This window comes from Streptomyces sp. NPDC127092 (genome assembly GCF_042722475.1).
Lineage (GTDB): Bacteria > Actinomycetota > Actinomycetes > Streptomycetales > Streptomycetaceae > Streptomyces.
The window spans coordinates 62,016-78,685 of sequence record NZ_JBHXFE010000012.1 but is presented as its reverse complement, the minus strand read 5'-3'; the positions used below and the strand labels follow the sequence as shown (position 1 = coordinate 78,685).

The 16,670-nt window shown below is 74.1% G+C and carries 11 protein-coding genes and 1 tRNA gene; 9 read left to right on the top strand and 3 right to left on the bottom strand.

What is annotated here, in order from left to right:
- Window positions 1-30 precede the first annotated feature (30 nt).
- The 3 genes from ACFWJO_RS12760 (at window position 31) to ACFWJO_RS12750 (ending at window position 3,058) form a co-directional block, all read left to right on the top strand.
- Window positions 31-1,233, top strand: coding sequence for a DNA polymerase III subunit delta' (locus tag ACFWJO_RS12760; protein ID WP_386864726.1), 1,203 nt, complete (start codon window positions 31-33; stop codon window positions 1,231-1,233).
- 141 nt (window positions 1,234-1,374) lie between these two features.
- The gene (locus tag ACFWJO_RS12755; protein ID WP_386864725.1) at window positions 1,375-2,910 is read left to right on the top strand and encodes an alpha/beta hydrolase; all 1,536 of its coding nucleotides are present in this window, start codon (window positions 1,375-1,377) and stop codon (window positions 2,908-2,910) included.
- A 74-nt stretch (window positions 2,911-2,984) separates the two neighbouring features.
- A tRNA-Thr gene (locus ACFWJO_RS12750) sits at window positions 2,985-3,058 on the top strand.
- 110 nt (window positions 3,059-3,168) lie between these two features.
- Here the strand turns inward: ACFWJO_RS12750 and ACFWJO_RS12745 are convergent.
- Genes ACFWJO_RS12745 through ACFWJO_RS12735 form a run of 3 tightly spaced genes read right to left on the bottom strand, consistent with a single transcriptional unit; the run spans window position 3,169 to window position 8,634 of the window.
- The gene (locus ACFWJO_RS12745; RefSeq protein WP_386864724.1) at window positions 3,169-5,271 is read right to left on the bottom strand and encodes a protein kinase; all 2,103 of its coding nucleotides are present in this window, start codon (window positions 5,269-5,271) and stop codon (window positions 3,169-3,171) included.
- A 27-nt stretch (window positions 5,272-5,298) separates the two neighbouring features.
- Window positions 5,299-7,524, bottom strand: coding sequence for a PQQ-binding-like beta-propeller repeat protein (locus tag ACFWJO_RS12740; RefSeq protein WP_386864723.1), 2,226 nt, complete (start codon window positions 7,522-7,524; stop codon window positions 5,299-5,301).
- Between the two features lie 9 nt (window positions 7,525-7,533).
- The gene (locus tag ACFWJO_RS12735) at window positions 7,534-8,634 is read right to left on the bottom strand and encodes a serine/threonine protein kinase (protein WP_386864722.1); all 1,101 of its coding nucleotides are present in this window, start codon (window positions 8,632-8,634) and stop codon (window positions 7,534-7,536) included.
- Between the two features lie 476 nt (window positions 8,635-9,110).
- Here ACFWJO_RS12735 and ACFWJO_RS12730 point away from each other — a divergent pair, with 476 nt between their 5' ends.
- The 6 genes from ACFWJO_RS12730 (at window position 9,111) to ACFWJO_RS12705 (ending at window position 16,663) form a co-directional block, all read left to right on the top strand.
- A complete protein-coding gene (locus tag ACFWJO_RS12730) occupies window positions 9,111-12,215 on the top strand; it encodes a BTAD domain-containing putative transcriptional regulator (protein WP_386864721.1) in 3,105 nt (1,034 codons plus the stop codon).
- A 329-nt stretch (window positions 12,216-12,544) separates the two neighbouring features.
- Window positions 12,545-13,591 carry a LuxR C-terminal-related transcriptional regulator gene (locus tag ACFWJO_RS12725; RefSeq protein WP_386864801.1) on the top strand — a complete coding sequence of 349 codons (1,047 nt, stop codon included), beginning with the start codon at window positions 12,545-12,547 and terminating at the stop codon, window positions 13,589-13,591.
- Complete coding sequence (locus ACFWJO_RS12720; protein ID WP_386864720.1) at window positions 13,588-14,343, top strand: pyridoxamine 5'-phosphate oxidase family protein; 756 nt, start codon at window positions 13,588-13,590, stop codon at window positions 14,341-14,343. Before ACFWJO_RS12725 ends, ACFWJO_RS12720 begins: the two co-directional genes overlap by 4 nt.
- A 99-nt stretch (window positions 14,344-14,442) precedes the next feature.
- Window positions 14,443-15,315, top strand: a complete 873-nt coding sequence (locus ACFWJO_RS12715) for a diiron oxygenase (RefSeq protein ID WP_386864719.1) — start codon at window positions 14,443-14,445, stop codon at window positions 15,313-15,315.
- Window positions 15,312-16,268: a hypothetical protein gene (locus ACFWJO_RS12710; protein ID WP_386864718.1), complete on the top strand. Its 957-nt coding sequence runs from the start codon at window positions 15,312-15,314 to the stop codon at window positions 16,266-16,268. Before ACFWJO_RS12715 ends, ACFWJO_RS12710 begins: the two co-directional genes overlap by 4 nt.
- Window positions 16,265-16,663 carry a holo-ACP synthase gene (locus ACFWJO_RS12705; protein WP_384408571.1) on the top strand — a complete coding sequence of 133 codons (399 nt, stop codon included), beginning with the start codon at window positions 16,265-16,267 and terminating at the stop codon, window positions 16,661-16,663. Before ACFWJO_RS12710 ends, ACFWJO_RS12705 begins: the two co-directional genes overlap by 4 nt.
- The last annotated feature ends 7 nt before the right edge of the window (window positions 16,664-16,670 follow it).

Below are 16,670 nucleotides of genomic sequence, written 5' to 3'. Positions count from 1 at the left end.
GGAGGGCGTACCTGAGGAGGGGCAGCAGACATGGCCGTATGGGACGACCTCGTGGGGCAGCCGCGGGTCGAGGAGCAGCTGGCCGCCGCCGCGCGCGACGCCGACGCGCTCGTGACCGCGCATGCCGCCGGCGAGCCCGCTCCCGAGGCGTCCAAGATGACGCACGCCTGGCTGTTCACCGGGCCTCCCGGGGCCGGGCGGGACACGGCGGCGCGGGCGTTCGCGGCGGCGCTGCAGTGCGTCAGCCCGGACCGGGCGCTGGGCGGCGCGCCGGGCTGCGGTTTCTGCGACGGCTGCCACACGGCCCTCGTGGGGACGCACGCGGACGTCGAGGTGGTGCGGACGGACCTGCTCTCCATCGGCGTGAAGGAGACCCGCGACCTGGTCCGGCGGGCCCAGCTGTCGCCGGCGGGCGGACGCTGGCAGGTCATCGTCCTGGAGGACGCGGACCGGCTCACCGAGGGCGCGGCGAACGTGCTCCTGAAGGCGGTGGAGGAGCCCGCGCCGCGCACGGTGTGGCTGCTGTGCGCGCCGTCCCTGGAGGACGTGCTGCCCACGATCCGCTCCCGTTGCCGGCACCTGACGCTGACCACGCCGTCGGTGGCCGCGGTCGCCGACGTGCTGATCCGCCGCGACGGTGTCGAGCCGGAGGTGGCGCACGCCGCAGCCCGCGCCACGCAGGGCCACATCGACCGCGCGCGGCGGCTGGCCACCGACGAGCGGGCGCGGGCCCGCCGCTCGGTCGTGCTGAAGCTGCCGCTGCGGGTGGGGGACGTCGGCGGCGGGCTGCGCGCGGCGCAGGAGCTGATCGACGCGGCGGCCGAGGACGCCAAGCAGGTGGCCGAGGAGATCGACGTCAAGGAGACCGAGGAGCTGAAGGCGGCCCTCGGCGCGGCGCAGGGCGGCCGGATGCCGCGGGGCACGGCCGGTGCGATGAAGGAGCTGGAGGAGCGCCAGAAGCGGCGCCGTACGCGGACCCAGCGCGACAGCCTGGACCTCGCGCTCTCCGACCTGACCGGCTTCTACCGTGACGTGCTCGCCCTGCAGCTGCGCGCCACGACACCGCTGGCCAACGAGGACGTCCGGGACTCCGTGGAGCAGATCGCCCGCGACACCGCACCGGAGCGCACCCTGCGCAGGATCGAGGCGGTCCTGGCCTGCCGGGAAGCCCTGGACCGGAACGTGGCGCCGCTGCTGGCGGTGGAGGCGATGACGATGGCGCTCCGCGACTAGACCGTCTCCGGGCCGGCCACGGTCACGTCGTGCTCGGAGTTGTCCACAGGTGGAGGACAACGACGGTGATCGCCTGTGGTTGTCCACAGCCCGACGAGGTGGATTGGACACGATACGTACTCGTGCCGATACGCTCCGGACATGGACTCCCGGCGGTTGCTTCGTAACTCCGCCACCGCCCTCGCGGTCGGTGGCCTCGTCCTTTCCGGCTGTACGGACAGGAGCGGCGCCGTCGCGCCGTCGTCGAGTGCGTCCGGCGCGGCCGGCCCGGCCGCTCTGGGCGCGTACTACGGGCAGAAGGTCACCTGGCGGGACTGCGGGGTTCCGGACTTCCAGTGCGGCACGGTGCGGGTTCCGCTCGACTACGCGAAGCCCGACGGCGAGCAGATCGAGCTGGCCGTGTCGCGGGCGAAGGCCACGGGCCCCGGGAAGCGGCTCGGCTCGCTCCTGGTGAACCCGGGCGGGCCCGGCGGCTCCTCCGTCGGCTACGTGCAGGGTTACGCGGGCATCGGCTACCCGGCGCCGGTCCGGGCGCGTTACGACATCGTGGGCGTCGACCCCAGGGGCGTGGCCCGCAGCGAGCCGGTCGAGTGCCTCACGGGCCCGCAGATGGACGCGTACACGCAGGTCGACGTGACGCCCGACACCGCGGCCGAGCAGGACGCGCTGGCGGGCTCGTACAAGGGCTTCGCGGCGGCGTGCAAGAAGCGTTCGGGCAAGGTGCTGCCGCACGTCTCCACGGTGGAGGCGGCGCGGGACATGGACATCGTGCGGGCGGTGCTCGGCGACGAGAAGCTGACGTACGTGGGGGCGTCGTACGGCACGTTCCTGGGCGCCACGTACGCCGAGCTGTTCCCGGGGCGGGTCGGGCGGCTGGTCCTCGACGGGGCGATGGACCCCTCGCTGACCGCGGAGCAGCTCAACCGTGAGCAGACGGCCGGCTTCGAGACCTCGATCAACGCCTTCGCCGCCGACTGCGTGAAGAAGGCCGACTGCCCGCTCGGCACGGAGTCGGTCCCGGCGGCCCTCGACGCGCTGCGGGGCTTCTTCCGCGAGACCGACGCCAAGCCGGTGCCGACCGGCGAGAGCCGGCAGCTGGGCGAGTCCCTCGCCACGACCGGCGTGATCGCCGCCATGTACGACGAGTCGGCCTGGCCGCAGCTGCGGGAGGCGCTGACCCGGGCGATGGGCGGCGAGGGCTCGGCGCTGCTCGCGCTGGCCGACTCGTACTACGAGCGGGAGTCGGACGGCACGTACGCGAACCTGATGTTCGCGAACGCGGCCGTGAACTGCCTCGACCTCCCGCCCGCCTTCCCCGGCCCGGCGTCCGTCGAGAAGGCGGTGCCGTCCTTCGAGAAAGCCTCCCCGGTCTTCGGCCGCAACCTGGCCTGGGCCGCCCTCAACTGCACCTACTGGCCCGCCCCGGCCACCGGCCGCCCCCACCGCATCACGGCCGAGGGCGCCGCCCCGATCGTCGTCGTCGGCACCACCCGCGACCCCGCCACCCCGTACAAATGGGCCCGCTCCCTCGCCGAGCAGCTCTCCTCCGGCACCCTCCTCACCTACGACGGCGACGGCCACACGGCGTACGGCCGGGGCAGCGACTGCATCGACACGGCGATCAACACCTACCTCCTGGAAGGCACCCCGCCCCAGGACGGAAAGCGCTGCTCATAGGGGTGGTCAGAGCACTCCCGGAAACTGTGTAGACTTGGCGACGCTGCTGCACCCACCATGGGGAGCACGGCGGTGCCGCCTTAGCTCAGTTGGCCAGAGCAACGCACTCGTAATGCGTAGGTCTCGGGTTCGAATCCCGAAGGCGGCTCAGATAAAACCCCAGGTCAGATCCAATCTGACCTGGGGTTTTCTGCTTTCTGAGGGTCCGGTGTGGACGGGCGGTGGCACCCGGGCTTGGGTTGGCCGGGTGCCACGGTGTCAGAACACCGGCAGGGCGGTCAGTGAGGTGCCGTCCAGGAGGAAGACGCGGTTGGCGTCGCCTGTGATCCAGTAGCGGTCGGGGGTCTTGATGATCGGGAAGACCCAGGGCGGACGGTTCTCGGTGGAGAGGTCGGTGACGTTGATGCCGCCCTGCTTCGCGTTGACGGCGACCGACCAGAGGCCGTTTCCCTGGACGACGAGGGGGCTGGGCGGGTCGCACTGGAAGAGGCCGTTGTAGGCCCAGTCGCTCGGTCTGCCGGTGCGGAGGTCGTGGCGGAACGGGTAGGAGAGGACGGACGCGTAGACGTGGGGGCCGTGGATGGTCGGTGGGCCCCAGGAGACGATCTCGGCGTTCGGTACGCGTGGTTGGGCGGCCGTCCAGAGGGGCTTGCCCGTGACGACGTCGACGGCGGCGAGTTCCTTGCCGGTGATGCAGAGGGTGCGGCCCGAGAGGGCGAGCAGGGCTCGGCCGCCCTCGGCGCGGCGGCCGGCGGTCCAGGCCTTGCGGCCGTCGGCGGTGTCGAGGGCGAGGACGGTGCCGTCCGAGGCGTTGAGGACCAGGCGGCCGTGGGCCGCGAGGCCGCGGGTCGCGGCGTTCGTGCCGAGGTCGGCGGGGACGTCGACGGTCCAGCGGATCCCGGCGTCGGCGCGGCCGATGCTCCGGACCCGCCGGTCCTTCGTGATGACGTAGACGGCGTCGTCGTCCGCGGCGAGGAGCGAGGCGGCCTCGGCGGGGGCGGTCCACTTGGGGGCGCCGGTGGAGGCGACGAAGGTCACGAGGGTGCCGTTTCTGTCGGTCGCGGCCACCAGCCGGTCGGAAAGGGACAGATAGCGCCCGCCGGCCACCGTGTCCGGTGCCGACCAGCGCACGGAGCCGTCGACGACGCTGCGCGCGGCGATGCCGCCCTTCGGGGCGCCGGTGATGACGACGTCCCGCACCGGGAGGGGCGCGGGGGTGTCCTCCGCGACGCCCCCGGGGACGCTCCAGAGCGGTTCGGGCGTCGAGCCCAGGAGGTAGTCGCCCTTCTTCGCGTCGAGGACACGGGCCCGCGGGGCCCTTGCGGCCGGCGGGATGTCGAAGGGGCCGCCCCGGCGCCCGTCCCGCAGGTTCCACCACGCGGCGGTGCCGCCGCCGACCGCGAGGACGGAACCGCCGACCGCGAGGCCGGTCAGCAGCCGGCGCCGGGACACGGAGCCCGGCGCGACGCCGCCGGGCACGGTGGTCAGCCGGTGGAGGCCGGTCGCGCGGGTCGTGATGTCCTCGGCGAGCGGGCCCTTCCGCCAGGCCCGGTCCGCGCCCTGCGGCGGGGCCGCCTGCCGCGCGATCTGCTCGGGCAGCGGCCGGGCCGCCGGATCCTTCGCGAGGCACGGGCCGATCAGCGGCTGCAGCGCGGGCGGCACCCGGTCCAGGCGGGGCAGGCCGTGCACGACCTCGTACTGCACGGCCGCGACGTGGGCGCCCTCGAAGGCCGGCCGCCCGCTCGCCGCGTACACCAGGACCGCGCCCAGCGAGAACACGTCGGCCGGCGGGCCGACGCGCTGCCCGAGGACCTGCTCGGGCGCGCCGTAGCCGGGCGTGACCGGGACCTGGCCGCTGGTGGTGAGGGTGAGGCCGTGCTCGGGGCGCGCGATGCCGAAGTCGATGACGTGCGGACCGGCCGCGGTGAGCACGATGTTGGCGGGCTTCAGGTCCCGGTGGACGAGACCTGCGGCGTGGATCTCGCGCAGCGCGTGCGCGAGCGCCGCCGCCAGGGCCCGTACGGCCGGCTCGTGCAGCGGACCGTGGGCGGCGACGGCTTCGGCGAGGGTCGGTCCGGTCAGGAACTCGGTCGCGATCCACGGCCGGCCGCCCTCCGTACGGGCGTCCAGGACGCGCGCCACCGACCCGCCGGTGACCGCGCGGGCCATCTGGGCCTCGCGGACGAAGCGCTGGGTGAGGTGCGGATCGTGCGCCAGGTGCGGGTGCAGCACCTTGACGGCGGCGGGCCGCCCCTGGCCGTCCTGTCCGACGTAGACCTTGCCCATGCCGCCCTCGCCGAGCACGGCGAGGATGCGGTACGGGCCCAGGCGGATCGGGTCTCCGGATTCCAGCGGCTTCATCGTGGGTGCGGCTTTCTGTGAGCTGGCTCAGGCGAGCGGGTATGCGGCGGTGTACTCCCTGCCGACGGCGATCAGCCGCCGCGCGGACGCGTCGATGAGGAACCGGGCTCTGGCCGCCTTCAGCGGGCGGGCCGAGGTGCCGGTGCGGAGGTCCGCGACGATCAGCCCGGACGCCGCCTTCCGGTACGCGTACACGCGCTCCGGTCCGACCACGGGCGGGAAGGCGAGGTCCTCGGCCGTGACCGGCTGTCCCCGCTCCGCCCACCGCGTCGTGCCGCCGGCCGCGTCGACGGCGACCAGGCCGCGGCCTTCCTCCTGCGCGTACACCACACCGCTCCGGACGGCCGCCGGGCTGAACCGCGCCCGCGGGCTCGCCCCGGCGAAGCGCCAGGCCCGCCTGCCGTCGGCCAGGCGGAGCGCGACGAGTTCTCCCGTGGACGGGTAGACGTGCCGGTCGTCGACGGCCGGGAAGGCCCGGACGAACTCCGGCTGTCCGGCGCCGAGCGAGGTGCTCCACCGTTCCCCGCCCGTCCGCGCGTCGTGGACGACCAGGCGCAGGGTGCCGTCGGCCGACTGCTGGACGAGGACCAGGTGATCGCCGGTGACCTGGGCGGACAGATAGTGCAGGCGGTCCGAATCGTCCGGCCGGGCGGGCAGGGGGTGCTGCCAGAGCCGCCGGCCCGAGCGGATGTCGACGGCCAGCAGGAACCAGGACTGGTCCTTGCGGAAGTTGCTGCTCTGCGAGACGGGACCGCGGCCGGCCGTCAGGTAAACGGTGCGGGGAGTCGCGCACAGCATCTGGTTCCCGTTCGAGATGACGTGCAGGTCCGGGAGTTCGGCGAACGGATCGTCCAGCTTCCCGGTGGCCGGGTCGACCGTGGCGAGGGAGAGGGGTTCCTTCTCGTCGGCGTACGTGTCGACCGCGTAGAGCCGCTTGCCGTCCGTGGTGAGGTGGCGCAGGAAGTAGAGCTGGGAATCCTTCCATCTCTCCGCGCCCGTCGCCGGGTTCAGACCCTTCACGCCGTTCTCGCCGACGACGGCCAGTCCGTCCAGGATGATCGGGTCCGACGGCGCCAGGGGTTCGACACTGCCCGTCCGCACCTGCCAGGACAGGTTCCACGCCGGTGCCTTCGACGCGGTGCCGGTGGGGGCGGCGGTGCCGGGCGCCTTCGCGCCGGCCGACGGTCCCCCGTTCCCCAGCCACGCCCACGCGCCGCCCCCGAGCGCTGCCGCGCCGAGGACGCCACCTGCCCCGGCGATGAGCAGCTTCCGGCGGCACGGGCCGGACGGGCGGGCCGCGGGCGTGGCCGGGGCCGGACCCGGGGCGGTCGCGGCGAGGTGCTGGTCCGGTGGGGCGGGAAGGCGCTGAGGACGGGCGTGCCAGACGCCGCCGACGCGGCGCGTGATCTCCATGAGCAGCGGCTCGGGGAGGTGGTCGGCGAAGGGGCGCTGCCCGGCGTGCAGGAGGGCGGCCAGTTCGCCGGTGGTCGGGCGGTCGGCCGGGTTCTTGGCGAGGCAGCGGGTCAGGACCGGGAGCAGGGCCGCGGGGACCCCGGTGAGGTCGGGCTCGGCGTAACGGACCCGGTAGACGAGGTCGGCGTGCTGCCCGGTGCCGAAGGGACCGTGGCCGGTGGCCGCGTGGACGAGGACGCCCGCGAGGGCGAAGACGTCGCCGGCCGAGGTGTGTTCCTGGCCGGTCGCCTGCTCGGGGGACATGTAGGCAGGCGTGCCCGCGGCGGTTCCGGTACGGGTGAGGTGGTCGTCGCCGATGGCCCGGGCGATGCCGAAGTCGATGACCTTGGGGCCGTCCGTCGTGATCATGATGTTGGAGGGCTTGAGGTCGCGGTGGACGACGTCCGAGGCGTGGAGCTGTGCCAGCGCCGCGCACAGCAGGGCTCCCAGCGCGCGTACGGCGGTCTCGGGGAGCGGCCCCGCGAGGGAGACGGCCTCGTCGAGGGGCGGGCCCAGGACGTACTCGGTGGCGAGCCAGGGGGTTTCGGCGAGCGGGTCGGCGTCGAAGACCCGGGCACCGTGGACGGGGCCGATGACGCGGGCCGCGTCCACTTCGAGCCGGAAGCGGGCGCGGACGGCGGGGTCGGTGGCGAGGTGGGCGTGCATGGTCTTCAGCGCCGCGGTGCGGCCGGTGGCCGAGCGGGCGAGGTAGACGGTGCCCATGCCGCCGCTGCCCAGGCGGGCGATGAGGTGGTACGCGCCGATCCGGTGCGGGTCGTCGTGGGTCAGTGGGGAGAGCATCGGCCGCCGTCAGAACAGGGAGAGGGGAGCGGGGAGTTCGGCCGCGAGGACCTGCGCCGACTGGCGCGCGAGCGCAGTGACCACGGAGGCCGGGAGCGGGACGGGGGCGGCCCCGTCCAGGACGGTGGGTCGGTGGGGCGGCGCCGGGTGGTGGGGTGCCGGGTGGTGGGGTGCCGGGTGTGCGGACGGGGGCGCCGACGGCGCCAGCTGGGCGAGGGCGTGGTGGGGCGGCGTCGGGTGGTGGGGTGCCGGGTGGTGGGGTGCCGGGGGTGTGGTCGGGTCCAGGACGGTGGGTCGGTGGGGCGGCGCCGGGTGGTGGGGTGCCGGATCGTGGGGTGCCGGGTGTGCGGACGGGGGCGTCGACGGCTCCAGCTGGGCGAGGGCCTGGTGGGCCTGCGGTCGTCTTCCGGGGTCCCGGGACAGGCACGCGGAGACCAGTTCGCGGAGGGAGGCGGGGAGTTCGTCGCGTTCCGGGACGGTGTGGCCGGTCACCGCGTACGCGAGCACTGCCCCCAGGCCGTAGACGTCGCCCAGCGGGCGGGGTCGTCCGCCGGTCGCCTGTTCCGGGGCGAGGCTGCCGGGCTCGAGGCCCGGCAGGCCGCTGCGCGCCACGCCGTCCGGGGCGGCGGCCCGTGCCGCGCCGAAGCAGCTCAGGCGGGGGCCGTCGGGGGTGAGCAGGACGGCCGCGGGCGACAGGCCCGCGTGGGTCACGCCCTGGGCGTGGGCGGTGGCCAGGGCCCGGGCGAGGGCGGCGCCCAGGGCGCGGACGACCGGCTCGGGCAGCGGACCGCCGTGGGCCCGCAGGGCGGCGGGGAGCGGAAGGGCAGGGACGTACGGCGAGGCACACCAAGGGAGTTCGGGCGTGCCGCCGACCTCTTCGACGGTCAGGAATCCGGGCAGCGGGAGCCGGCGGGCGGCCTCGGCCTCGATCGCCCAGCGGGTCGGGTCGACGTCGACGCGCGGGAGGCAGACGAGGAAGTCGCGGGCGCCGTCGGCGCTGCGCGCGACGAACCGGCGGACCGGAAGGGTGTGTTCGGGCTCCGTGTCGAGCCGGCCCAGGGTGATGTGAGGCCCGCTCCGGGGAGGGTCGTCAGGGCGCAGCAGTTCCATGCGCGTTTCCCCCCGGTCGTCGACAAGCCTGGCCAAGCCTACTCACGTGCCGGTCGGGGAGCGGAGGGAGGCCACGGGGCGACGGCTGGGGCCGGGGCCGGCCCTCACCGGCCCCGATCAGGCCTCGCCCGGCCCCGATCAGCCTCGCCCGGCCCTGACCCACCTCTGACCCGGCCCTGACCCACCCCTGACCCGGCCCTGACGCGCCCCTGACCCGGCCCTGACGTCGGCCCTGCCCCCGCCCTGATCGGCTGGACACGCCACGGCCTGTCCGTGCTTTCACGCCGCCTCGATGCGCCTCCTCCGGTGGTCCCCGAGGGCCGGCGCGCGCGGCCCTCCGCGGGCGTCTGTCAGTTGTCATGTCCCCTTGCCTGTGGCATTGGTCTAGTCCAAACTGATCAATCGACGAAGCCTCCGCAGAGTCGGTCGCTCGTGGGCCGCGACGGGGCCGCCGGTCATGGGATGAGGGGGATGCCATGTCAGAGAGGACGACCGGCGCGGGGCTATCCGGAGGAGGGCAGGCCGGGGAGGGCGGGGCGTTCGGAGGGCGGCTGCAGGCGTTCCGGAGGCGGGCCGGGCTGAGTCAGGAGGCGGCCGCGGCGCGCGCCGGGATCAGCACCCGGGCCCTGCGCGACATCGAGCGCGGGCGCGTGCGACGGCCGCAGGCGCGGACCCTGCAGCAGCTGGCCGAGGCGCTCGGGCTCAGCGGCGGTGAGCTGGCCGACCTGCTGGTGGCCGCGCGCACCGGGCCACCGCGCGGTGCCGCCCGGCCGCGACTGCTGATCCTCGGCCCGCTGTCCCTCCAGCACGGCCGGACCCCCGTCCCGGTCACCAGCCCGATGCTGCGCCGTCTGCTCGGTCTCCTCGCGCTCAAGCACCCCGAGTCCGCCAACCAGCAGGAGATCATCGACATCCTGTGGCCGTCCGGGCCGCCCACCTCGCACCAGAGCCTCATCCACACGTACGTCAGCCAGGTCCGCCGGCTCCTCGGACCGGGCGGCGCGCGGACCGGCCCCCGGACGACCGACCCGCCGCCGACCGTCGCCCGGACCCCCACCGGATACCTCCTCGAGGCCGCCCGGAACCAGATCGACCTCGGCCACTTCGACGAACTCCTCGCCCAGGCGGAGCGCCTGCACCGCGCGCCCGACCCGAGGGCCGCGTACGAGTCGCTGACACAGGCCCTGCGGTGGTGGCGGGGCCCGGTGCTCGCCGACGCCGACCCGGTGCTGAGCCGGCATCCGGCCGCGGTCGTGGCCAACGAGCGGCGGGTCAAGGCCGTGCTGCTGCACGCCGACACGGCGCTGCTGCTGCGCCGGCCCGAGGACGCCGTCCCGGTGCTGTGGGACATGGTGAACGCCGAGCCGCTGCACGAGGGTCTGCACGCCCGGCTGATCCTCGCCCTCGCCAGCTGCGGCGAGCAGGCCGCCGCGCTCAACGTGTTCAACCGGCTGCGCGACCGGCTCGACGACGAGCTCGGCATCGCGCCCAGCGCGGAGGTCCGTGACGCCCACCTGCGGGTGCTGCGCCAGCAACTGCCCCTCGCTCAGCGCACCGACCACCAGGCGCTGGCCGGGCACGGGGCGCTGGCCGGGCACGGGGCGCTGGTCGACCACCAGGCGCTGGCCGGCCACGGCGCGCTGGCCGGGCACGGGGAGGCCGGCCACCCGGCGCTTGCCGGCCACGGGCCGCTTGCCGACCACCGGGCCCTGGCCGACCACCGGACGTCGGCCGGCCTCGGGGTGCCGGTCGGCCCCGGAGCGCCGGCGGGCCTCGGGGTGCCGGCCGGTCTCGGGGCGTCGGCCGAGCGTCCCGCGCCGGGCGACCGCGCCGCGCCCGTCGGGCCGCTCCCGGCCCAGCTGCCCGCCATGGCCGGTTCGTACGTCGGCCGGCGGCGGCAGATGCGGGAGCTCGACGCCCTCGTCTCGCCCGACCCGGCGCGGCGCGCGCACGTGGTGGCGGTGGTCGGCGCGCCCGGCGTCGGCAAGACCGCCCTCGCCAAGCACTGGGCGCACGCGCGGCGCGAACACTTCGAGGACGGGCAGCTCTTCGTCGACCTGCGCGGCCACTCCCCGCTGCCGACGCTGCGCCCCGGCGACGTCCTGGCGCAGTTCCTCCGGGCCCTGGGCGCGCCGCCCGGGCGGGTGCCCGCCGACGAGGACGAGGCCGCCGCGCTGTACCGCACGCTCCTCGCCGACAAGCAGATGCTGATCGTCCTGGACAACGCGCGCGACGCCGAGCAGGTCAGGCCGCTCATCCCGGGCGCCCGGGGCTGCGCGGTGGTGATCACCAGCCGCAGCCGACTGGTGGGCCTGGTCGCGAGCGACGGCGCCCGGCAGCTCGCCCTGGACGTGCTCGCTCCCGACGAGGCCCGCCAGCTGCTCGCCGGCACCATCGGCGAGAGCCGCGTCGCGGCCGAGGAGGAGGCGGCCCGCAGGCTCGTGCGGGTGTGCGGCGGTCTGCCGCTGGCCATCCGGATCGCCGGGGCCAACCTGCTCGCCCGTAACGTCGGCATCGCCGACTACTGCGACGAGTTAGCCGGTGACGACATGCTCAGCCGGCTGCACATCGAAGGGGACCGGCGCTCGACGGTGCGGGCCGCGTTCGAGCTCTCGTACCGTGCGCTCCCGGCCGCCGCCCAGCGGATGTTCCGGCTCCTGAGCGTGGTGCCCGGGCCCGATCTCACGGCGGACGGCGCCGCGGCGCTCGCGGACTCGACCTCGGCCTGCGCGGCCGGGCTCCTGGTGAGCCTGACGGACGCCCACCTCGTACGGGAACGGGCTCCCGGCCGGTTCGGGCTGCACGACCTGCTGCGCTCGTACGCCCGCGAGCTGGTCAGCAGGGAGGAGGCGCACGCCGCCCGGCAACGGCTGTTCGACTGGTACCTGTACCACGCGGACGCGGCGGCCCGGCTGCTCTACCCGGTGGGCCCCGGAGCCTCGGACCCGTGCGCCGGGTCGGGGCCCTCGGCCGCGCTGGTGTTCTCGGACCAGGGCCAGGCCTCGGAGTGGCTGGACAGCGAGCGGGAGAACCTGGCCGGCGCCGTCCTGCAGGCGTCCGGCGCCGGTTTCACGACCGTCGCCTGGCGGCTCGCGGAGAGCCTGCACGGCTATCTCGCGCAGGGGATGTACACCGGCGACTGCCTGAAGGTCGCGACGGCCAGCCTGTTCGCCGCCACCGCCGACGGCGAGCTGCGGGCCCAGGCGTCCGCCCAGTTGCGGCGGGCGGAGTGCCATCGGTCCCTGGCGAACGCCGCACAGGCCCTGGAGCTGTTCGGCAGCGCACTGGAGCTCGCGCGGCAGGCCGGCTGGCACAACGGACAGGTGCTCGCGCTGCGCGGCATCGGCGCCGCGCACCAGGAGAACGGGGCCGGACGGCTGGCCCGCGACTACCTCTCCCAGGCCCGTGAACTCGCCCGGCGCGGCAGCGCGGCCGCGGGCACCACCGACGAGAACGGCGGCGAGAACAGCGACGGGAACGGCGACGGGAACGGCGGCGAGAAGGGCGACGGGAACGGCGGCGAGGACAGCGGGGAGAGCAGCGCCGAGAACGGCGGGGAGAGCGGGGAGAACAGCGGCTAGAACAGCGGTCCCGGTCTGTTCTGTCGGGCTCAGAGGCGGCAGCACAACTCCTGCGGAAGTGATACCAGTTCTGCCGGTCCCTACGGCTCCTCCCGCGGCGCCCGGCGTAACCGCAGCTCAGCGCCGGTGCGAACGGCCGGGACCGGCATGCCGACGGGTTCCCGGCCCTCTGGTCCGGCTGTAGGCACCGGACCAGGTCTGGACCATACGGTTGCCGCCGCAAGGCCTTTCCACGCCCGAAGCACCGCATCCGCACCATCCGCACCATCCGTACGTCCGCATCCGTACGTCCGCATCCGCAACGTCCGCGCACGCAGATTGAGGTGACGATGGAATCCGCGGCACTGACCCCACGCCAGGGCCCCCTGGGAACCCAGGGGGCCGCCGAAGTCGACGAGTTCGTGGTCCTCTTCTACGAACACACCGTCGGCCGTGCCGACTTCAGCCCGTCCGGCGTCGCCGAGGAACTGGGCGTCCCGCGACAGCGCGTCGAGCACGCCGTCGGCGTGCTGAGCGAACTGCGCCTGGTCAAGCCGGCGGAGGGCCGCGCCGGGCGGCTGGTCGCCGTCAGCCCCGAGGCCGCCCAGATGGAACTGCTCGTCCCGCTGGAACGGGAGATCCTCGACAGCCGTCGCCGGCTCGCCGGGTTCAAGGGGCAGCTGAGCTCGTTCGTGGCGGCGTTCGAGAAGCAGTCGCAGTCCAGGGCCCGCACCGACCCGGTGGTGATCACCGACGACCGGGAGGAGATCGAGCTCCGGCTGCTCCAGGCCGCGCAGAGCTGCACCACCGAGGTCCTGGTCGTCCAGCCCTGCGTCGCCCGCGAGACCCGCGAGCTGCGCCTCGCCCGCCCGCTGGTCCTGGACGCGCTGCGGCGCGGCGCGCAGGGCCGGATCATCTACCCCCACACCGCCCGCGGCGACTCCGACACCCGCGCCCACCTCGGCGAACTCCTCTCCGTCGGCGGGCAGGTGCGCACCATCAAGGAGGTGCGCGACCGCTTCCTCGTCTTCGACCGGAAGACGGCCTTCATCCCCGCCGGCGAGGGCGAGGCGATCGCCGTCGTCTACGAGGGCGCGGTCGCGGCCTTCCTGGCCGGACTGCACGGCCGGCTCTGGGAGTCCGCGTTCGACTTCGACTCCGGCGCGGCCGGTTACGCCGGAACGCTCGAGGACCTCAAGGCGACGCTGCTCGACCTGCTCGCCTCCGGCGCCAAGGACGAGGTGATCGCGCGCCGGGTGGGCATGTCCGAGCGGACCTTCCGCCGGCACGTGGCCACGATCATGCAGGAACTGTCGGCCACCAGCCGCTTCCAGGCGGGCGTGCTCGCCGCACGTACCGGCCTGGTCGACCCGGCCCCGAGGAGCGATGCCGCATGAGCCGCTACGACCGGATCGCGTACACCCCGTCGGTGCGCCGGGTCCAGGAGGAGATGGGCAGCGCCACGGCGGGCGACCGTCGGCTGGGGGACCCCATGGGGGAGGCCGAGCCGCTCACCGGCGCCGCGGCCGGCTTCATCCGCAGCCTCGACGGCTTCCTGTTCGCGAGCGTGAGCGAGACCGGCTGGCCGTACATCCAGTTCAGGGGCGGGCCGCCGGGCTTCGTCCACGTCCTCGACGAGCACACCCTCGGCTACCTGGACGTGCGGGGCAACCGGCAGTACATCACCACCGGCAACGTGCGCGGCGACGGCCGGGTCGCGCTGTTCTTCCTCGACCAGGTCCGGCAGGCCCGCCTCAAGCTGTACGGCCACGCCACCGCCGTGCCGGCCGACGAGGACCCGGCGCTCGCCGAGCGCCTGAGCTCGCCGCGTACCGACGGCACGGTCGAACAGCTCGTCACCATCCGGGTCGAGGCCTTCGCCTGGAACTGCCCCAACCACATCACGCCCCGCTACAGCGAGCGCGAACTCTCCGACGCCCTGGCGCCGTTCCGCGACCGCCTCGCCCGCCTGGAGCAGGAGAACGCCGGCCTGCGCGCGGAAATCGCCGCGCAGCGCGACACCGTGCGTCCGGATTCCGCGCACCGCGACTCCGCGCACCCCGATACGGCGCACCCCGATACCGTGCATCCCGATACGGCGCACGCCGACGCCGACGCCCACGCCGCCGGCGCGCGGACCGCCCGCTGACCGAATTCGGCAGCCGGTTCCGGTCATTGATGAACCGCCCGGGGAATTTCTAGGCTGGATCCAGCAAAGAGCCCCCGAAGCAGACGGAGACATCACGCGATGGTCAGCGACGTGATCGACCGGAACGACCGGTTCCGGGGAATTCTGGACCGACTCGCCACCAAGTCCATCGACGACTACTACAACCCGTACCGGCTGTTCGAGTGGCCGGACCGGCTCCCGGAGGACATGTGGTGGATGAGCCCCGAGCTCACCACCACGTACGGGACGGAATGGGCCGAGAAGCTCACCCCGCAACAGCTCCACACGCTTTCCAAGCACGAGAGCATAAACTTCTACAGCCTCAATGTGCACGGAATCCGGGAACTGCTCGTCGAGGTGGTCAACCGCATTCACACCGCCGGTTTCGAAACGCCGTCGGAGTTCTTCCACCACTTCATCGGTGAGGAGAACGAGCACATGTGGTTCTTTGCCGAATTCTGCCTTCGTTACGGCAAGAAGATCTACAAGCAGCCCGCCGGCGGCGCGGAGGGCGCCGCCCCGTCGGAGAAGATCCAGAGCCTGCTGGTGTTCGCCCGCATCCTGATCTTCGAAGAGCTCGTCGACCACTTCAACTCGGCGATGGCCGAGGACGAGCGGCTGCACGAGACGATCCGCGGCATCAACCGGATCCACCACCAGGACGAGTCCCGGCACATCGCCTTCGGCCGCGAACTCGTCGGCCTGCTCCACCAGGACCTCAGGCAGACCGCCACCGAGCAGGAACTGGACGACGTCTCCACCTACCTGCGCCGCTACATGAAGCACAGCTTCGAGTCCCTCTACCACCCGCAGGTCTACCGCGACGCCGGCCTGGAGAACCCGCACGCGGTGCGCCGGGCCCTCCTGGAGTCGCCCGCCCGGGCCGAGGCCGAGCAGCGCACCTTCCGCAAGACCGCCAGGTACCTCGAGAAGACGGGAATCATCCGATGAACCGCCTGACCGGGAGCGACGGCGCCCCCGCCCTGGCCATCCTCGGGCCGGGGGCCACCCGCCTCGTCAAGGAGCTCGACCGCGTCTTCGCCGGCTGGGGCCTCGCCGCCGGCGCCGAGGAGATCAGCGCACCGCCGCTCTTCCCGGTGCCCGACCTGGAGAAGTTCGACGTCTACACCAACTTCCCGCACCTCGCCTGGGTGGCCGGCTCGCTCGACCTGACGGAAGAGCAGTTCAAGCCGGTGGAGGGCCGCTTCGGACCCGGCGCCGTGTCCGAGGCGCGGTACGGGCTCCCGCACGCCACCTGCTACGGCGCGTACCTCTTCCACGAGGGCGGGCAGGTCGCCGACGACACCCTGGTGACCCTGGTCAACCGCTGCTTCCGCAACGAGGACCACTACGGCGGCCTGCGCCGCCTCGCCAGCTTCCAGATGCGCGAGATCGTCGCCCTCGGCAGCTTCCCGCACACCCAGCAGGTCCTCGCCCGCTTCACCGGGCGCATCCAGGCCTTCGCCGCCGCGCTCGGCATCGAGCTCGCCAAGGTGCCGGCGGGCGACCCGTTCTTCCGTAACGACGGCGGCCGCGCCCTGATGCAGAAGCTCAGCCCGGTCAAGTACGAGTTCCAGTACGGCGGCGACCTGGCGATCGCGTCGGTGAACACCCACCGCAACTTCTTCGGCGAGCGCTGCGGCATCCGCCTGGAGTCCGGCGAGCACGCCTACACCGCCTGCGTGGCCTTCGGCCTGGAGCGCTGGCTCGCCGTCCTGACCGAGCACTTCGACGCGGACCTCGACGCCGCGCTGGCCGCCGTACGCGCCGCCGAGGCGACCACCGCCGAGGCCGCAGCCGAGGACGGCACCTCCGAGGGCACTCCCGGGGACGGGGCCGCCGAGGCCACCGCCGAGGCCGCGCCCCGCGACACCGACACCGACGCCGCCGTCGGCGCGTCGTGACCCAGCCCCTGATCGGCGTCGACATCGTGCCGCTCGCCCGGGTGCGCGAGCTGACCGCTCCCGGCGCCGGGCCGCTGCTCGGGCGCTACCTCTCCGCCGACGAGCTGGACGCCTCCCGGACCCCGGACGGCGCGGCCGACGAGGCCGGCATCGCCGGCCGGCTGGCCGCCAAGGAGGCCGTCTTCAAGCTCTTCGGGGCCGTCCGCAGACCGGTTCCCTGGCGGGGCATCGAGGTCCTGCGCGGCCCCGGCGGCCGGCCGGGCGTCCGGCTCTCCGGCAAGGGCGCCGAGCTGGCCAGGCGCGCCGGACTCGGCCCGATCGACGTCAGCATCAGCCACGACGCCGGCTTCGCCATCGCCGTCGCCGCGGCCTCCACCTCTCTTGACCGTCTCTGAAGGGAAT